General features: G+C 65.1%; 14 protein-coding genes, 1 tRNA gene and 1 pseudogene. 4 read left to right on the top strand and 12 right to left on the bottom strand.

Annotated features, from left to right (window positions below):
- The first annotated feature begins 82 nt into the window (after window positions 1-82).
- The 3 genes and pseudogenes from JQK15_RS22200 (at window position 83) to JQK15_RS22190 (ending at window position 2214) form a co-directional block, all read left to right on the top strand.
- Window positions 83-1054 (top strand): alpha/beta fold hydrolase, encoded by a 972-nt coding sequence (locus tag JQK15_RS22200; protein ID WP_502956861.1) that lies wholly within the window; start codon window positions 83-85, stop codon window positions 1052-1054.
- Between the two features lie 61 nt (window positions 1055-1115).
- Window positions 1116-1745 (top strand): pyridoxamine 5'-phosphate oxidase family protein, encoded by a 630-nt coding sequence (locus JQK15_RS22195; protein ID WP_214867985.1) that lies wholly within the window; start codon window positions 1116-1118, stop codon window positions 1743-1745.
- Window positions 1745-2214, top strand: a pseudogene (locus JQK15_RS22190) (nuclear transport factor 2 family protein). Before JQK15_RS22195 ends, JQK15_RS22190 begins: the two are co-directional and overlap by 1 nt.
- A gap of 74 nt (window positions 2215-2288) precedes the next feature.
- Here JQK15_RS22190 and JQK15_RS22185 read toward each other — a convergent pair.
- From JQK15_RS22185 to cyoA, 8 genes are all read right to left on the bottom strand, one after another.
- A tRNA-Gly gene (locus tag JQK15_RS22185) sits at window positions 2289-2362 on the bottom strand.
- Window positions 2363-2426: 64 nt separating this feature from the next.
- The gene (locus JQK15_RS22180) at window positions 2427-2960 is read right to left on the bottom strand and encodes a response regulator transcription factor (protein ID WP_214867983.1); all 534 of its coding nucleotides are present in this window, start codon (window positions 2958-2960) and stop codon (window positions 2427-2429) included.
- Complete coding sequence (locus JQK15_RS22175) at window positions 2950-4284, bottom strand: ATP-binding protein (protein WP_048937550.1); 1335 nt, start codon at window positions 4282-4284, stop codon at window positions 2950-2952. The genes JQK15_RS22180 and JQK15_RS22175 overlap by 11 nt, the downstream gene beginning before the upstream one ends.
- Entirely contained in the window at window positions 4281-5006 is a 726-nt protein-coding gene (locus tag JQK15_RS22170; protein ID WP_214867981.1) for an SURF1 family protein, read from the bottom strand. Before JQK15_RS22170 ends, JQK15_RS22175 begins: the two co-directional genes overlap by 4 nt.
- The gene (gene cyoD / locus JQK15_RS22165) at window positions 5003-5419 is read right to left on the bottom strand and encodes a cytochrome o ubiquinol oxidase subunit IV (RefSeq protein ID WP_017499771.1); all 417 of its coding nucleotides are present in this window, start codon (window positions 5417-5419) and stop codon (window positions 5003-5005) included. The genes JQK15_RS22170 and cyoD overlap by 4 nt, the downstream gene beginning before the upstream one ends.
- Window positions 5416-6039, bottom strand: coding sequence for a cytochrome o ubiquinol oxidase subunit III (gene cyoC / locus JQK15_RS22160; protein ID WP_004207842.1), 624 nt, complete (start codon window positions 6037-6039; stop codon window positions 5416-5418). The genes cyoD and cyoC overlap by 4 nt, the downstream gene beginning before the upstream one ends.
- Before the next feature lie 5 nt (window positions 6040-6044).
- Window positions 6045-8045, bottom strand: a complete 2001-nt coding sequence (gene cyoB / locus JQK15_RS22155) for a cytochrome o ubiquinol oxidase subunit I (protein WP_004207841.1) — start codon at window positions 8043-8045, stop codon at window positions 6045-6047.
- A gap of 5 nt (window positions 8046-8050) precedes the next feature.
- Entirely contained in the window at window positions 8051-9166 is a 1116-nt protein-coding gene (gene cyoA / locus JQK15_RS22150) for a ubiquinol oxidase subunit II (RefSeq protein WP_080727212.1), read from the bottom strand.
- 187 nt (window positions 9167-9353) lie between these two features.
- On the opposite strand from cyoA, the gene JQK15_RS22145 reads away from it, so the two are divergent.
- The gene (locus tag JQK15_RS22145; protein WP_010338183.1) at window positions 9354-10685 is read left to right on the top strand and encodes an MFS transporter; all 1332 of its coding nucleotides are present in this window, start codon (window positions 9354-9356) and stop codon (window positions 10683-10685) included.
- A 49-nt stretch (window positions 10686-10734) separates the two neighbouring features.
- On the opposite strand, the gene JQK15_RS22140 is transcribed toward JQK15_RS22145, so the two are convergent.
- The 4 genes from JQK15_RS22140 to JQK15_RS22125 form a co-directional block, all read right to left on the bottom strand.
- On the bottom strand, window positions 10735-11598 hold the full coding sequence (locus JQK15_RS22140) for a glycosyltransferase family 2 protein (RefSeq protein ID WP_214867979.1): 864 nt from the start codon (window positions 11596-11598) through the stop codon (window positions 10735-10737).
- A 7-nt stretch (window positions 11599-11605) separates the two neighbouring features.
- Window positions 11606-12877, bottom strand: a complete 1272-nt coding sequence (locus JQK15_RS22135; protein WP_214867977.1) for an ammonium transporter — start codon at window positions 12875-12877, stop codon at window positions 11606-11608.
- Between the two features lie 105 nt (window positions 12878-12982).
- Complete coding sequence (locus JQK15_RS22130; protein WP_214867975.1) at window positions 12983-13714, bottom strand: GIN domain-containing protein; 732 nt, start codon at window positions 13712-13714, stop codon at window positions 12983-12985.
- Complete coding sequence (locus tag JQK15_RS22125) at window positions 13666-14448, bottom strand: head GIN domain-containing protein (RefSeq protein WP_214867973.1); 783 nt, start codon at window positions 14446-14448, stop codon at window positions 13666-13668. Before JQK15_RS22125 ends, JQK15_RS22130 begins: the two co-directional genes overlap by 49 nt.
- Window positions 14449-14471 lie beyond the last annotated feature (23 nt).

The following is a 14471-nucleotide window of genomic DNA, read 5'->3' as shown; positions in this document are numbered from 1 at the left end:
TATCAGGAATGAGGACAAGGATTATCTCTGTCTCCAGAAGCTGAAGCCCTTGCTCAGCGACCCCAACAGGGTGGAGGACATGATGAAGAAACTGGTCATTTCGATGCTGCTGGCGACTGCCGGCATCGCTGCCTCGGCTGACGCGATTGCCGCGCCCGCCAGCGCCGTTGCCACGCAGGCCGCGGCCGTCACGGTCCATTATCGCAGCGCCACCATCGATGGCGTCAAGATGTTCTATCGCGAAGCCGGCCCCGCCGATGGCCCGGTGGTGCTGTTGCTCCACGGCTTCCCGACATCGTCGCACATGTTCCGCAACCTGATCCCGCTGCTCGCCGACCGCTATCATGTGATCGCGCCCGACTATCCGGGCTTTGGCCAGAGCGACGCGCCCGATCATCGCCAGTTCACCTACAGCTTCGCCCATTATGCCGACATGGTCGATACGCTGATGGGCAAGATCGGCGCCCGGCGCTACGCCATGTATGTCATGGATTATGGTGCCCCGGTCGGCTACCGCCTCGCCATCAAGCATCCGGAGCGGGTCAGCGGCCTCATCATCCAGAATGGCAATGCCTATGAGGAAGGGCTGGGCGCCTTCTGGGATCCGATCAAGACCTATTGGCAGAGCGGGTCGGCGAAGGATCGCGAGGCGCAGGCCTGGCTCGTCGGCCTCGACGCCACCAAATTCCAATATACCGATGGCGTGCGCGACTTGTCGCGGATCAGCCCAGACAATTGGGTGCAGGACCAGGCCTTGCTCGACCGGCCGGGCAACAAGGATATCCAGCTCGACCTGTTCTACGACTATCGCACCAATGTGCCGCTCTACCCGGCGTTCCAGGCCTTTTTCCGCGAACGCAAGCCGCCGACGCTGATCGTCTGGGGCAAGAATGACAAGATCTTCCCCGAACCCGGCGCGCATCCCTACAAGCGTGACCTGCCCGACGCGGAGATGCATATTCTCGATACCGGCCATTTCGCCCTGGAAGACAAGCTGGATGAAATGGCGCCGCTGATCCGCGACTTCCTCGATCGCAAGGTCGCGGCGCGCTGAAACCCCGGCGGGGCCATGGTCAGGCATGGCCCCGCAACGGACGGATGATGGGAGATAGACCATGTCCTACGGTTTTCTGGATATCGCCACGACGCCGAGCGTCCGCGCGGCGCAGGCGGAGATGGGCGCGGACGCCCATTGGGCGGCGTTCAGCGGCAATCGCGCCTTTGACCGCTTCACCGACAATGAAGCCCATTTCCTGGCGGCCCGCGACAGTTTCTACATGGCCACCGTCTCGGAGGATGGCTGGCCCTATGTCCAGCATCGCGGTGGCCCGGCCGGCTTCCTCAAGCTGGTCGACGACCGGACGCTGGCCTTTGCCGATTATCGCGGCAACCGCCAATATATCAGCACCGGTAACCTGGCCGTAAACGACCGGGCCTGCCTGATCCTGATGGACTATCCCCGCCGCGCCCGGCTGAAAATCTATGTCCATGTCGAGAAGCTGGCGCTCGATGCCGATCCGGCACTCACCGATCTTGTCATGGACAAGGATTACAAGGCGCGGGCGGAACGTATCTTCCGGCTGCGGCTGGAGGCGTTCGACTGGAATTGCCCGCAGCATATCACGCCGCGCTTCACCGAGCGCGAGATCGAACAGGCGGTCCGGCCGCTGCATGAACGGATGGCGCAACTGGCAGCGGAGAACCGGGCGTTGCAGGATCGCCTCGGCAAATTGGGAGACGCATGATGGACAATGTGAGACCGCCGTTGCCGCCCTTCACCCTGGAGAGCGCGACACAGAAGGTGCGCCTGGCCGAGGATGGTTGGAACAGCCGCGATCCGGCGAGGGTGGCCATGGCCTATACGCCGCTCAGCCAGTGGCGGAACCGGGCGGAGTTCGTCAATGGCCGCTCCGCGATCATCGCCTTCCTGACGCGCAATGGCAGCGCGAACTGGATTATCGGCTGATCAAGGAATTATGGGCCTTTGCCGACAACCGCATCGCGGTGCGCTTCGCCTATGAATGGCATGACGATAGCGGCAACTGGTTCCGCTCCTATGGCAACGAGAATTGGGAGTTTGACGAGAGCGGCCTGATGCAGCGGCGCCTCGCCTGCATCAATGATGCACCGATCAGCGCAGCCGAGCGGAAATTCCACTGGACGCAGGGGCGCCGGCCCGACGATCATCCCGGATTGAGCGAGCTAGGGATGTAGGATTGGCCTGCAGCAATCGCATCTTCCTTGGGGTGCGCCATTTTTACGCGCCATTTCAGATGCTTAGGAAAATCTGGAGCGGGTGAGGGGAATCGAACCCCCGTCGTCAGCTTGGGAAGCTGCTGCTCTACCATTGAGCTACACCCGCGTCTGGAGTGGCCATGGCATGGCCATGGGGCGCGGTCAACGGGGCTTGATGGACGCGCGCGAAATTAGCCGACCTGGCGTTTCGCCAGCTTGCGGGCGAGGGTGCGGCGGTGCATCCCCAGGCGCCGGGCGGTTTCGGAGATGTTGAAGTCGCAATCCTTCAGCACTTCATGGATATGTTCCCATTCCAGCGTCTTGATCGATGTCGGGCGCGGCGCGAGCGGCGCGGCGGGGTCGCCGCCCGAGCGGGCGAAGGCGGCTTCGATATCGTCGGTGTTGGATGGTTTTGCCAGATAGTTGGTCGCGCCGAGCTTGATCGCCTCGACCGCGGTCGCAATGCTGGCAAAGCCGGTCAGCACCACGATCAGCATGTCGGGATCATGGGCGTGCAGCGTCTGGACGCAGACCAGGCCGGATTCCGGGCCGAGCTTGAGGTCGACCACGGCATAGCCGGGGTGGTTGCCCTTGAGCACCTCCTCCAGCGCGCCATGGCTGGCGGCGGTCAGTACCTCATAGCCGCGCCGCTCGAACGAACGCTTGAGGGTCTTTGCAAAGGCCTCGTCATCCTCGACGATCACCAGCAGCCGTTCAGCTGTCATCTTCGCTGTCACTTTCCTCTTCCAGTGCGACGGTATCGAGCGGCAGGCGCAGCAGGATCAGCGCGCCGCCATCGGCGCCATTGCTGGCCGATACGCTGCCGCCCAGCTTGCGCACGACATTGACCACAAGGAAGAGGCCGAGGCCATGGCCTTCCTTGCCCTTGCTGGAGCGATAGGGCTTGCCGAAATCCTCCAGCATCGCCTGTGAAAAGCCGCTGCCATTGTCGCGCACGGCGATGTTGAGCGAGGCGCTGTCGCGTCCGACCAGCAGGTCGATATAGGTTGCGCCGGCCTCGCGCGCATTGTCGAGCAGATTGCCGACCGCCTGGCGGATCACCGGGTCGGCGATGATGCGCGGATAGTCATGCGGGCCGAAGTCGCAGCGCAGCGGCATACCCGGATTGGCGCGGCGCCATTCGGCGGCAATGCCCTCGATGAAGTCGCGCACATTGGTGACGGCCGGTGCCTCGCCGCGCGCCTCGCCCGAGGAGAGGAGAATGCCGGTGACGATCGCCTTGCAGCGCAGGACTGCGCTCTGCATCTCGCCCACTTCCTCGACCAGGGCAGGATGCTCGGTGATTTCGGGCATGCGGCGCCAGTCGCCCAGCACCACGGCGAGCTGGGCGAGGGGGGTGCCCAATTCATGCGCCGCGCCCGAGGCGAGCAGGCCCATGCGGACGATATGTTCCTCCTCCGCCGCATGCTGGCGCATGCTGGCGAGATAGGCCTCGCGCGCCTGCAGGTTGCGGTTGATCCGGGTGATGAACAGCACCAGCAGCACCGCGATCATGGTGAAGCAGATCCAGGTGCCGATGATGTGCAGGTCGAACAGTCGGCCCGCCAGCCGGTCGCTCAGGTCGAGCGGGCGATAGTCGAGCGCCAGCAGGCCGGCGCACAGCGCCGACACGGCGGTGATGCCCCAGGCGCTCGCCCGGTCGAGCAGCAGCACGCCAAGCGCGACCTGGAGCAGATAGAGCGAGACGAAGGGATTGGTCGCGCCGCCCGACAGATAGAGCTGCGCGGTCAGCAGCAGCACGTCGAACAATAGCGACACCGACAGTTCGGCGCGGGTGATGTCGGTCCGGGGCCGCAGCGCTGCAAAGCTGGCGGCGTTGACCAGAACGGCGACGGCGGCGACCAGCAGCATCGGCGCGAGGGGCAGGCGCACCCCCATCAGGAACTGGACGATCAGGATCGTCACCAGCTGCCCGGCGATCGCGATCCAGCGCAGCTGGATCAGCAGCGCCATATTCTTGCGACCGGCGGCATCGGCGGGCCACTGGCTGGGCAGCCAGCGGCGTCTGACGGCTTGGGTCTCGCTCATTCGGCGCTGTCTTCTGGATCCCGACGCATGAGGAAGATGTAGGCGCCTGCGACCATCGCCGCCAGTATGAACCAGGTGATGGCATATTGGAGATGGTTGTTGGGGAAGCGGACGACGGTCAGGCCGCCGACCGGCGCGGTGTCGGGCGCGCAATTGGCACCGGCATCGACGAAATAGCCCGCGACCGGCGGGGCGACATGCTGCCCGGCGGCGATCGCGGCGACATCGCGCGAATACCAGCGGCCGGCGGCAGGATCATTGCTGCGCAGGAAACCGCCCTTGGGTTCGGTCAGACGCAGCAGGCCAACGACCTGAACCCTGCCTTGGGGCCGGCTGTAGCGGGTGCGATTGTCCTGCGGCACGAAGCCGCGATTGACCATCAGGGTGAAGCCGGCGTCGGTCACCAGCGGCGTCATCACCCAGAAACCGGGGCCGCGCACGGTGACGGCCTGGGTCAGCACCGCCTTGTCATGCAGGAAACGGCCCGATGCGGTGACGCGGCGATATTCGTCGTCGCTGGTAATGCTGCGGGGGGCGGGGACGGGCGCGGCATGGATGCGGGCATCGACCCGTGCGATCAGGTCGCGCTTCCAGGCGAGGCGATAGACTTGCCAGCTGCCGAGCGCGCAAAGACCGGAAAACAGGATGAGGGCGATCAGCGTCAGGCCGATCGTAAAGCGCGGGGAGCGCCGGCGGCGCCCCCCGATCTTCGCGGATGTCACGGCATCTCGCTCATATTGTGCATCGCCGACATGTCGGCGTGCGGCATCATGTTCGCGTTGAGGTGGAACATGACCCACATCGAACCCGACAACACGATGACGACCAGGACGATGGTCAGCATCATCGCCATGAACGACCAGCCGCCTTCGACGCGGGTGTTCATGTGCAGGAAGTAGATCATGTGGACGATCACCTGCACCGCGGCGAAGGCCATGATGACGATGCCGGTCAGCTGGGGATTGCCCAGCACGCCCGACATCACCAGCCAGAAGGGAATGGCCGTCAGGATCACCGACAGGCCAAAGCCGATCATGTAGCTGCCGAAGCTGCCATGCGATCCTTCTTCATGATGGTCATCGTGATGATCGTGCCCATGTCCGTGGGCGTCGTGGCTATGGACAGCGTCGCTCACCGCAGGACTCCCATCAGATAGACAAAGGTGAAGACGCCGATCCAGATGACGTCGAGGAAGTGCCAGAACATCGACAGGCACATCAGGCGACGCTTGTTGGCCGGGATCAGCCCCTTCTTGGCCACCTGCACCATCAGCGTGATCAGCCAGATCGAACCGAAGGTGACGTGCAGGCCGTGGGTGCCGACCAGGGTGAAGAAGGCCGACAGGAAGGCCGAACGCCACGGACCCGCGCCCTCATGGATGAGGTGCGAGAATTCGTAGAGTTCGATGAACAGGAACGCCCCGCCGAACAGGAGGGTGACGAACAGCCAGCCCTGGGTGGCGCTGATCCGGTTCTTTTCCATCGCCAGCATGGCGAAGCCGTAGGTGATCGACGAGAAGAGCAGCATCGCGGTGTTGAGCGCGATGAGCGGCAGGTCGAACAGATCCTTCGGGCCGGGGCCGCCGGCGAAGCTGCCGCCGAGCACGGCATAGGTGGCGAACAGGATGGCGAAGATGAGGCAGTCGCTCATCAGGTACATCCAGAAGCCCAGCATGGTGCTGTGGCCTTCGTGGAGGTGCGGCTCCTCGGGCAAATGATATGCCCGAGGTTCCGTGGTTGCAGTTGCGCTGCTCATGTCAGTCAGACTCCAGCGGCGAGGATTCGCGTGCGCTCTTCCTCGGTGCGCGTCACATCCTCGACGGGGATGTAGAAGTCGCGCTTGTAGTTGAAGGTGTGGCCGATGGCGACCGCGACGATGCCGATGAAGCTGAGGCCCGCGAGCCACCAGATGTACCAGATCAGCGCGAAGCCGCAGAGCGTCGACAGGGCGGCAAGGATGACGCCGGCGCCGGTGCTGCTGGGCATGTGGATCGCCTGATAGCCGGTCAGCGGACGCTGATAGCCATTCTTCTTCATGTCCGCCCAGCTGTCGGCGTCATAGACGACCGGCGTGAAGGCGAAATTATACTCCGGCGGGGGCGAGCTGGTCGCCCACTCCAGGGTACGGCCATCCCACGGATCGCCTTCGACCTTCAGTTCGTCGCGCTTCCAGATGGAGATGGCGAACTGGAGGAGCATCGCACCGATGCCGGCCGCGACGATGGCGGCGCCGATCGCGGCAATGACGAAGTAGATCTGCAGCGACGGATCGTCGAACACGCGCATGCGGCGGGTCACGCCCATCAGGCCCATGATGTACAGCGGGGTGAAGGCGAGCCAGAAGCCGACCTGCCAGCACCAGAAGCTGACCTTGCCCCAGAACACGTTCAGCTTGAAGCCGAAGGCCTTGGGCCACCAGTAGTTGATCGCCGCGAACAGGCCGAACAGCACGCCGCCGATGATCACGTTATGGAAGTGCGCGATCAGGAACAGCGAGTTGTGCAGCACGAAGTCCGCCGGCGGAACGGCGAGCAGGACGCCGGTCATGCCGCCGACCGTGAAGGTCAGCATGAAGGCGACGGTCCACATCATCGGCAGCTCGAAACGGATCTTGCCGCGATACATGGTGAAGAGCCAGTTGAAGAGCTTCGCACCCGTCGGGATCGAGATGATCATCGTCGTGATGCCGAAGAAGCTGTTGACGCTGGCGCCCGAGCCCATGGTGAAGAAGTGGTGCAGCCACACGAGGTAGGAGAGCACCATGATGCAGCAGGTCGCGTAGACCATCGAGGTGTAGCCGAACAGGCGCTTGCCCGAGAAGGTCGAGGTGACTTCCGAGAAGACGCCGAACAGCGGCAGGATGAGGATGTAGACTTCCGGGTGACCCCAGATCCAGATCAGGTTCACGTACATCATCGGGTTGCCGCCGAAGTCGTTCGTGAAGAAGTTGGTGCCGGCATAGCGGTCGAGCGACAGCAGGACCAGCGTGGCGGTCAGGATCGGGAAGGAGGCGACGATCAGGATGTTCGCGCAGAGCGAGGTCCAGGTGAACACCGGCATCTTCATGAGGGACATGCCCGGCGCGCGCATCTTCACGATCGTCGCGATCAGGTTGATGCCCGACAATGTCGTGCCGACGCCTGCCACCTGCAGGGCCCAGATATAATAGTCGACACCCGTGGCCGGGCTATAGTCGATCCCCGAAAGCGGCGGATAGGCGAGCCAGCCGGTCTGGGCGAATTCGCCCAGGAACAGCGAGGCCATTACCAGCACCGCGCCGCCCGTGGTCATCCAGAACGAGAAATTGTTCAGGAAGGGGAAGCTGACGTCGCGGGCGCCGATCTGCAGCGGGACGATATAGTTCATCAAACCAGTGATGAACGGCATCGCCACGAAGAAGATCATGATCACGCCGTGGGCCGTGAACACCTGGTCGTAGTGGTGGGCGTTGAGGTAACCCTCGGACCCGTTGAAGGCGAGCGCCTGCTGGAGGCGCATCATGACGGCGTCGGCAAAGCCGCGCAGGAACATGATGAGGCCCAGCACCATGTACATGATGCCGATCTTCTTGTGGTCCACGCTGGTGAACCATTCCTTCCAGAGATAGCCCCAGAGCTTGAAATAGGTCAGCGCCGCAACGACGGCCGCGCCGCCCAGCACCACCGCGCAGAATGTCGCGACGACGATGGGTTCATGCCATGGGAACGCGTCCCATGTCAGACGACCGAAGATCATCTGTGCTGTTGTGAGTGTACCGGTCATGTCTCTTACCGATGCTGCGCGTGCGCGTCAGCGCCGCTGTGAGAAGAGTGATCGGCCGGGGCCTTTTCGGCACCGGGCGCATCGGGGGCGGTTTCCTTGCCCTCGTTGCGATCGGTCTGGTCGATCACATGGCTGTTGGGGAAGTCGTACTGGAGGCCTTCGGTCTCCTTGGCCGACTCCTTGCCCGCGCCGCCCATCTGGTTGATGTGCATCAGCTCGCCCATGCAACGCTGGCCGGGCTTGGGGCAGAGATTGACGACCGCGTCGAACAGCTTGGCATCGGCGGTCGAGAAATAGGCGACGGGCGCCTTTTCGCTGGGCTTGGCCAGGTTCAGATAGACATTGCGGTCGAGCGACGCATTGCTGGCCTTCACCTTGGCGACCCAGGCGTCAAAGCCGGCCTGGTCCAGCGCCTTGTAGCCGAAGCGCATGTGGGTGAAGCCCGCGCCCGAATAGTTGGCGGAGAAGCCGGTGCCGGTGACCGGCTTGTTGGCGACGGCGTGGAGCTGCGTCTTCATGCCGGGCATCGCGTAGATCTGGCCGGCGAGTTCAGGGATGTAGAAGCTGTTCATCACGGTCGAGGCAGTGATGTCGAAACGGACCGGAACATTGGTCGGCAGCGCCATTTCATTGACGGTGGCGATACCCTGTTCGGGATAGATGAAGAGCCATTTCCAGTCGAGCGCCACGACCTGGACGACCAGCGGCTTGACCTTGGGGTCGATCGCGGTCTGCGCGTCGATGCGGTCGAGCGGACGATAGGGGTCCAGCTTGTGGGTGCTCACCCAGGTCAGCGCGCCCAGGCAGATGATGATGAGGAGCGGGGCCGACCAGATCAGCAGCTCCAGCTTGGTGGAATGATCCCAGTCGGGGTCATATTCCTTTTCGACCGCCTTGTTCGCGGCGCGGTAACGCCAGGCGAAATAGACGACCAGTGCCATGACGGGGATGACAATGAGGAGCATCAGCGCGGTCGAGATCAGGATCAGATCGCGCTGCTGCACCGCAATGTCGCCCGACGGGTTCATCACGACCCAGTTGCAGCCCGCCAGCGGCGCCGCAAGGATCGCGGAGGACCAGCGCAGAAGCCGGCTCCAGTTGGGTGAGAGAGGGTGTGACATGGCGCGCGGTTACCGATTCCGCACGCCATGCGATAGTGGGCAATTTGTCCAATTATGTGCGGACGCAAAAAATGTTTCACATGTGGGATACTGCTTAGACTCTGTGGGTTTTCTGTTATGTTGCCATTCTCTGGCCGTCGGGAGACCCAAAACAGGCACCGTCGGCCCAGCCAGGGAGCGGATGCCTATGACTTCACAGGCCATTGCCTTCACCTCCAGTTCGCTTGAGGATGATGCGCGCAAAATCAATGCACGCGACCACAGCATTGCACCGGGAGATATCTCCATTGGTGTGATCATTGGCCGCACCTCCGAATTTTTCGACTTCTTCGTTTACGCCATTGCTTCGGTTATCGTTTTTCCGAACCTGGTCTTTCCCTATGTCGATGCCCTGACGGGCACGCTCTATTCGTTCGCGATCTTCGCCGTCGCCTTCATCACGCGTCCGATCGGGTCGCTGATCTTCATGGCGATCGACCGGCGCTATGGCCGCGGGACCAAATTGACGGCGGCCCTGTTCCTGCTGGGCGGGTCGACCGCGGCGATCGCCTTTATGCCCGGTTATGCGACGATTGGCCACTATGCCGCTGTCGTTCTGGTGATCCTGCGCGCGGCGCAGGGCATTGCGCTGGGCGGGACATGGGATGGCCTGGCGTCGCTGCTGTCGCTCAACGCGCCGCCGCACCAGCGTGGCTGGTATGCGATGGTGCCGCAGCTCGGCGCGCCGCTGGCGCTGCTGGTGGCCAGCGGTCTGTTCGCCTTCTTCCTGCTGACGCTGTCGGAAGCGGACTTCCTCGACTGGGGCTGGCGCTATCCCTTCTTCGTCGCCTTCGCGATCAACGTCGTGGCGCTGTTCGCCCGGCTGCGCATCGTGGTGACGCATGAGTTCGAGCGTCTGTTCGAGCAGAAGGATCTGGTGCCGTCGCAGGTGCTGCCGACGGTCAAGGCGGAAGGGCGCAACATCATCATCGGTGCGTTCGCGCCGCTGGCGAGCTTTGCCCTGTTCCACATGGTCACCGTGTTTCCGCTCAGCTGGGTGGTGCTGTTCACCGATCAGCCGATCGATCGCTTCCTGGTGATCGAGATGATCGGCGCGTCGGTCGGCCTGCTGGCGATCGTGGTGTCGGGCTTCATCGCCGACCAGATTGGTCGTCGCTCGCTGCTCGGCTGGTCGGCTCTGGGCATCGCGATCTTCGCGGTGGTGGCGCCGCTGCTGCTCAATGGCGGGGATCTGGGCGAGGTCGCCTTCATGATCCTGGGCTTCATGCTGCTGGGTCTGGCCTTTGGCCAGTCGTCGGGCGTGGTCGCCTCCAACTTCGCGACCGAGGCGCGCTATACCAGTTCGGCCCTGACGTCGGATCTGGCCTGGCTGGTCGGTGCCGGCTTCGCGCCGCTGCTGGCGCTGCTGCTGTCGGTGAAGTTCGGCCTGGCCGCGTCGGGCATCTACCTGCTGTCGGGCGCGGTTGCGACGATGGTGGCGCTCTACGTCAACAAGGAATTGGCGGCGCGGGATCGCTGATCCCGGCCGACGGCCTTGGCAAAATGGGAAGCGTGATCGGCCCGGCCGGTCACGCTTTTTTTGTCGCTGCGACCCGTGCCTTCATCCGGGCGAGGCCCTTGCGGTCGAACCAGCCGATCGGGCCGGGGCGGGGGCGCCAGCGCGGCAGCCAGTCGGGATAGAGGCTGACCAGTTCGCCCGGCAGGCCGGCGGGACCGACCCGGCTCATGATGTCGGAGACGATGCGGTTCTGATAATAGCGGACCGAATAGTTGATCAGCCGCTTGTAATGCATCCGCCAGGTCAGCGGCCGGGTGAGGCCGACCGGTTCGCAGGCGAAGCCCGCGCCTTCGCAGGCCAGCACCCGCTCCAATTGCCAGTCGGCATCGCTTGCCAGATCGGTATGCGCCCAGGAGGCGACCAGCCCGTCATCGCCGACCAGATCGTCGGGCAGGCGCAGGCCACTCGCCCGGATGGCGGCGACGAAGCGGCCGGACAGGGCATAGAGATCGCCGAAGATGCCGCGCTCGATCCGCAGGTTGCGGCGATAGGTTTCCACTTCGCGACCATTGACCGGCATGCCGGCGGCGGCGTTGGCCTTGGGATGGGCGGCAAGGTCGGCCACCAGCGCGTCGATCGATCCGGGCGCGATCTGGGCATCGCCGTCGAGGAAGATGACGGCATCCTCCGTGCCGGTGAGCAGGTGGTGGACGAAATGGTTCCAGGTGCGCGACTTGCCGCCGGCGGCGATGTCATGGACGATCACATGGGGGCGGCCGGCGGCGGCGGCGCGGGCACGCGCCACGGTGCGGTCGGTGGTGCCGTTCACCAGCACATGGAAGATCGTGTCCGGGCGGTCGAGCGGCAGCGAGCCGAGGCAGCCGGCGATCCGGCGTTCCTCCTGATGGGCGAAGATGGCGACGGCGACGGCCATGGCGGGATCAGCGGAAGTCCCAGCCCTGCTGGCCATGTTCGATGGCGTCCGGGCCATCGGCTTCGGCCTGGGGCGTGGCGCGCAGCGGCACCAGGATCGAGACGATCAGCGCGGCGATGGCGGTGCCGACCAGCGCCCAGAGTGCAATCACGACCAGACCGATCGCCTGGGCGAGCAGGCTGGCGGTGGCGGTGATGCCGGCGTCGAACCCGACCCCGCCGAGCAGCGGCAGGACGAACAAAGGCAGCAGCAGCGCGCCGGTCGCGCCGCCCAGGCCATGGATGGCGAAGATATGGGCGGGATCGTCGATCCAGGCGCTGGCGAAACCGGCGCCGATGCGGGCGATGATCGCGGCGGCGAGGCCGATCAGCATCGCCCCGCCGGTGCCGACCAGGGCAGCCGAGGCGGAAATGGCGGCGAGGCCGGCAATGGCGCCCGACAGCAGGCCGGTGGCGCTGGCATGGGCGCCGAGCAGCCGGTCGACCAGCGCCCAGCCGAGGCTGGCGGCGCAGGCGGCGAAGAAAAGGTTGAGGATGGCGGTGGCGGCATCGTCGGTGGCGCCCAGCGCCCAGCCGCCGACCGCACCGGCATAGCCGATCCAGAAGAGCGCACCGCCGGCGATGGCGAGGATATGGGCATGGCCGCCACCCTGGGCATCGCGGGGCCGCCCGGCGACGAGGGCCAGGGCGAGGGCGGAGAAGCCGGCCAGGAGATGGACGACCAGGCCGCCGGCAAAGTCCATCGCGCCAAGCTGTGCCAGCCAGCCGCCGCCCCACATCCAGTGGACGATCGGGGCGAAGACCAGCAGCAGCCAGAGCGGCGCGAAGGCGGCGACCCAGCCAAGGCGGGCTCGGCCGGCGATCGCGCCGACGGCGATGGCGCCGGCCAGCACGGCAAAGCCCATCTGGAACAGGACGAAGGCGGATTCGGGCACGGTGAGGCCGTCGCGCAGCGGGGCGAGATTGGCGAGCAGCAGATTGCTGCCGCCGCCCAGCCATTCGCTGCCCGGCGCATAGGCAAGGCTGTAGCCGGCAAGACCCCAGCCGAGCAGGATCGTCGCGCCAGCGACCAGCGTCTGAGCCATGGCGGCAAGCCCGTGGCGGACATTGGCGAGCCCCGCATGACGCAGCATCAGGCCCGGCAGCGCGGCAAGCAGCAGCAACAGGGCGCAGGCGATCATCCAGCCGGTATCGCCGCTGTCGGGCGCCGCCACCTGGGCCGCGGCCGGCTGGGCCAGCAACAGGGCGGCAAGAACGGGCAGGGCAAGGGCTGGGCGCATGGAGGAAGGTCCGGTTGGGGTCAGGTCGCCCTGACTAGCGCGGGCAGGGTAAAGACTTCCATAAGCATGGCAATGTTCCGGCGCGGTGATCCGCCGCCGCGCCGTTCAGAAGCCCTCGGTGCCGCACTGGATGCGGCCGGTGCCTTGATTTTCGACGGTGCAGATCGGCTTGCCGGCGACGCTGACATCGCCCGATCCGGTCGAGCGGATGCTGACCGGGCCGTTGGCGGTGAGGGCGACATTGCCCGAGCCGTCGTTGAGGATCGCGGCCTGGCGCGCGACCAGATGGTCGGCGACGATCGCGCCGGGGCCGCTGATGCGCAGATTGGCGACGCCGGCGGTGCCGGCGAGCGTGGTGCGGCCACCGCCGGCGAGCGTGACCTGGAGATTGTCGAGCTGGAGCGACGCGACGCTGACATCGCCATTGCCGCCCTGGACGATCTCGCCAGTGAGGCCCTTCATCGCGCTGACCGCGACGGCGCCGCCGCCGGTCAGGACGACGCGGTTCACTTCGCCGGTGGAGAGGCGGATGGTCGCGGGGCCGAGACCCTTTTCGCCCGGTTCGGGCCGCTCCATCGAGATGATGGCGAGCCGGCCCGAGACATCGACGCGCAGCCGGTCGAGCGCGCGCTGGTCCCCCTCCGCCCGTGCCGAGACGCCGGTGCCGGTGGTGATGATGACCGTGACCGGGGCGTCGACGCGGATCTGGTCGAAGCTGGTGATGGTATAGCCGCGGGTGGCGGCGCCGGCGGGGGAAGCCCCGGCCAGTGCCGCCGCCGCTGCCAGCATCAGGGGCCGCAATGCGCCTCGCCCGGTCCCATCGTGTTCGTCGTGCATTGCGCCTTGCCCTTCACCTTGACGTCGCCGGTGCCCATGATCTTGATAGCGACCGGACCGTCGGAGGCAAAGTCCATGTCGCCGGTGCCCATGACTTCGGCAGCGGCACGGCCGAGCTTCAGCCCGGCGGCGTCGATGTCGCCGGTGCCGGTGATCGACAATTCGCCCTGATCGGCGGTGCCGGCGAGGGTGATGCTGCCCGATCCGGTGATTTCCGCCTTGAGGCTGCCAAGCTTCACCTGGCCGATGTCGAGATCGCCCGAACCGGTGAGCGAGAGGGCCAGGTCGCCGCCTTCCGCCTTGTCGAGGGTGAAGTCGCCCGAGCCGGTGACGTCGATCGCGCGGATCGCGGGCAGGGTGACATGGATGGTCGCGCCCTTGCCGCCGTCGACCTTGTTCCACATGCCTTCGGACTTGCGGCCGATCTGGAGCGTGTCGGCCTTCACTCGGATGTCGAGCAGGGCGACCGACTTGGGATCGCCATCGGCGGTGACCGAGAATTTGGGGCCGATGGTGACGACGACATTGTCAGGTCCGGTCACGTCGATGCGGCTGAAATCCTTGAGCGCGGCCCAGTCCTGCGGGGTGCTGGCGGCGGCCGGGGAGTCGCCGTTGCCGCCGCCGGACTGATGATCGTTGCCGCGCGAGCAGGCGCTGGTGGCAAGGCCGATGGCGAGCAGGGTGGCGAGGGTCAGGTGGTGGGACAGGGGCAGGCGCGGCATCATTATCTCCATGCTGTATTATCTTTACAATACAC

The organism is Sphingobium sp. BHU LFT2 (assembly GCF_018604485.1).
In the GTDB taxonomy this organism is placed as follows: Bacteria; Pseudomonadota; Alphaproteobacteria; order Sphingomonadales; family Sphingomonadaceae; genus Sphingobium; species Sphingobium yanoikuyae_A.
The sequence above is the reverse complement of the archived record's forward strand: the minus strand, read 5'-3'. Positions and strand labels throughout refer to the sequence as shown.

What these genes read in the sequence shown, in the direction of transcription:
- JQK15_RS22200 (WP_502956861.1), top strand. Translation starts at nt 83, where the DNA reads ATGAAGAAACTGGTCATTTCGATGCTGCTGGCGACTGCCGGCATCGCT.
- JQK15_RS22140 (WP_214867979.1), bottom strand. Translation starts at nt 11,598, where the DNA reads ATGGCCGTCGCCGTCGCCATCTTCGCCCATCAGGAGGAACGCCGGATC.
- JQK15_RS22135 (WP_214867977.1), bottom strand. Translation starts at nt 12,877, where the DNA reads ATGCGCCCAGCCCTTGCCCTGCCCGTTCTTGCCGCCCTGTTGCTGGCC.
- JQK15_RS22195 (WP_214867985.1), top strand. Translation starts at nt 1,116, where the DNA reads ATGTCCTACGGTTTTCTGGATATCGCCACGACGCCGAGCGTCCGCGCG.
- JQK15_RS22175 (WP_048937550.1), bottom strand. Translation starts at nt 4,284, where the DNA reads ATGAGCGAGACCCAAGCCGTCAGACGCCGCTGGCTGCCCAGCCAGTGG.
- cyoA (WP_080727212.1), bottom strand. Translation starts at nt 9,166, where the DNA reads ATGTCACACCCTCTCTCACCCAACTGGAGCCGGCTTCTGCGCTGGTCC.
- JQK15_RS22130 (WP_214867975.1), bottom strand. Translation starts at nt 13,714, where the DNA reads ATGCACGACGAACACGATGGGACCGGGCGAGGCGCATTGCGGCCCCTG.
- JQK15_RS22180 (WP_214867983.1), bottom strand. Translation starts at nt 2,960, where the DNA reads ATGACAGCTGAACGGCTGCTGGTGATCGTCGAGGATGACGAGGCCTTT.
- cyoB (WP_004207841.1), bottom strand. Translation starts at nt 8,045, where the DNA reads ATGACCGGTACACTCACAACAGCACAGATGATCTTCGGTCGTCTGACA.
- JQK15_RS22145 (WP_010338183.1), top strand. Translation starts at nt 9,354, where the DNA reads ATGACTTCACAGGCCATTGCCTTCACCTCCAGTTCGCTTGAGGATGAT.
- JQK15_RS22125 (WP_214867973.1), bottom strand. Translation starts at nt 14,448, where the DNA reads ATGGAGATAATGATGCCGCGCCTGCCCCTGTCCCACCACCTGACCCTC.
- cyoC (WP_004207842.1), bottom strand. Translation starts at nt 6,039, where the DNA reads ATGAGCAGCGCAACTGCAACCACGGAACCTCGGGCATATCATTTGCCC.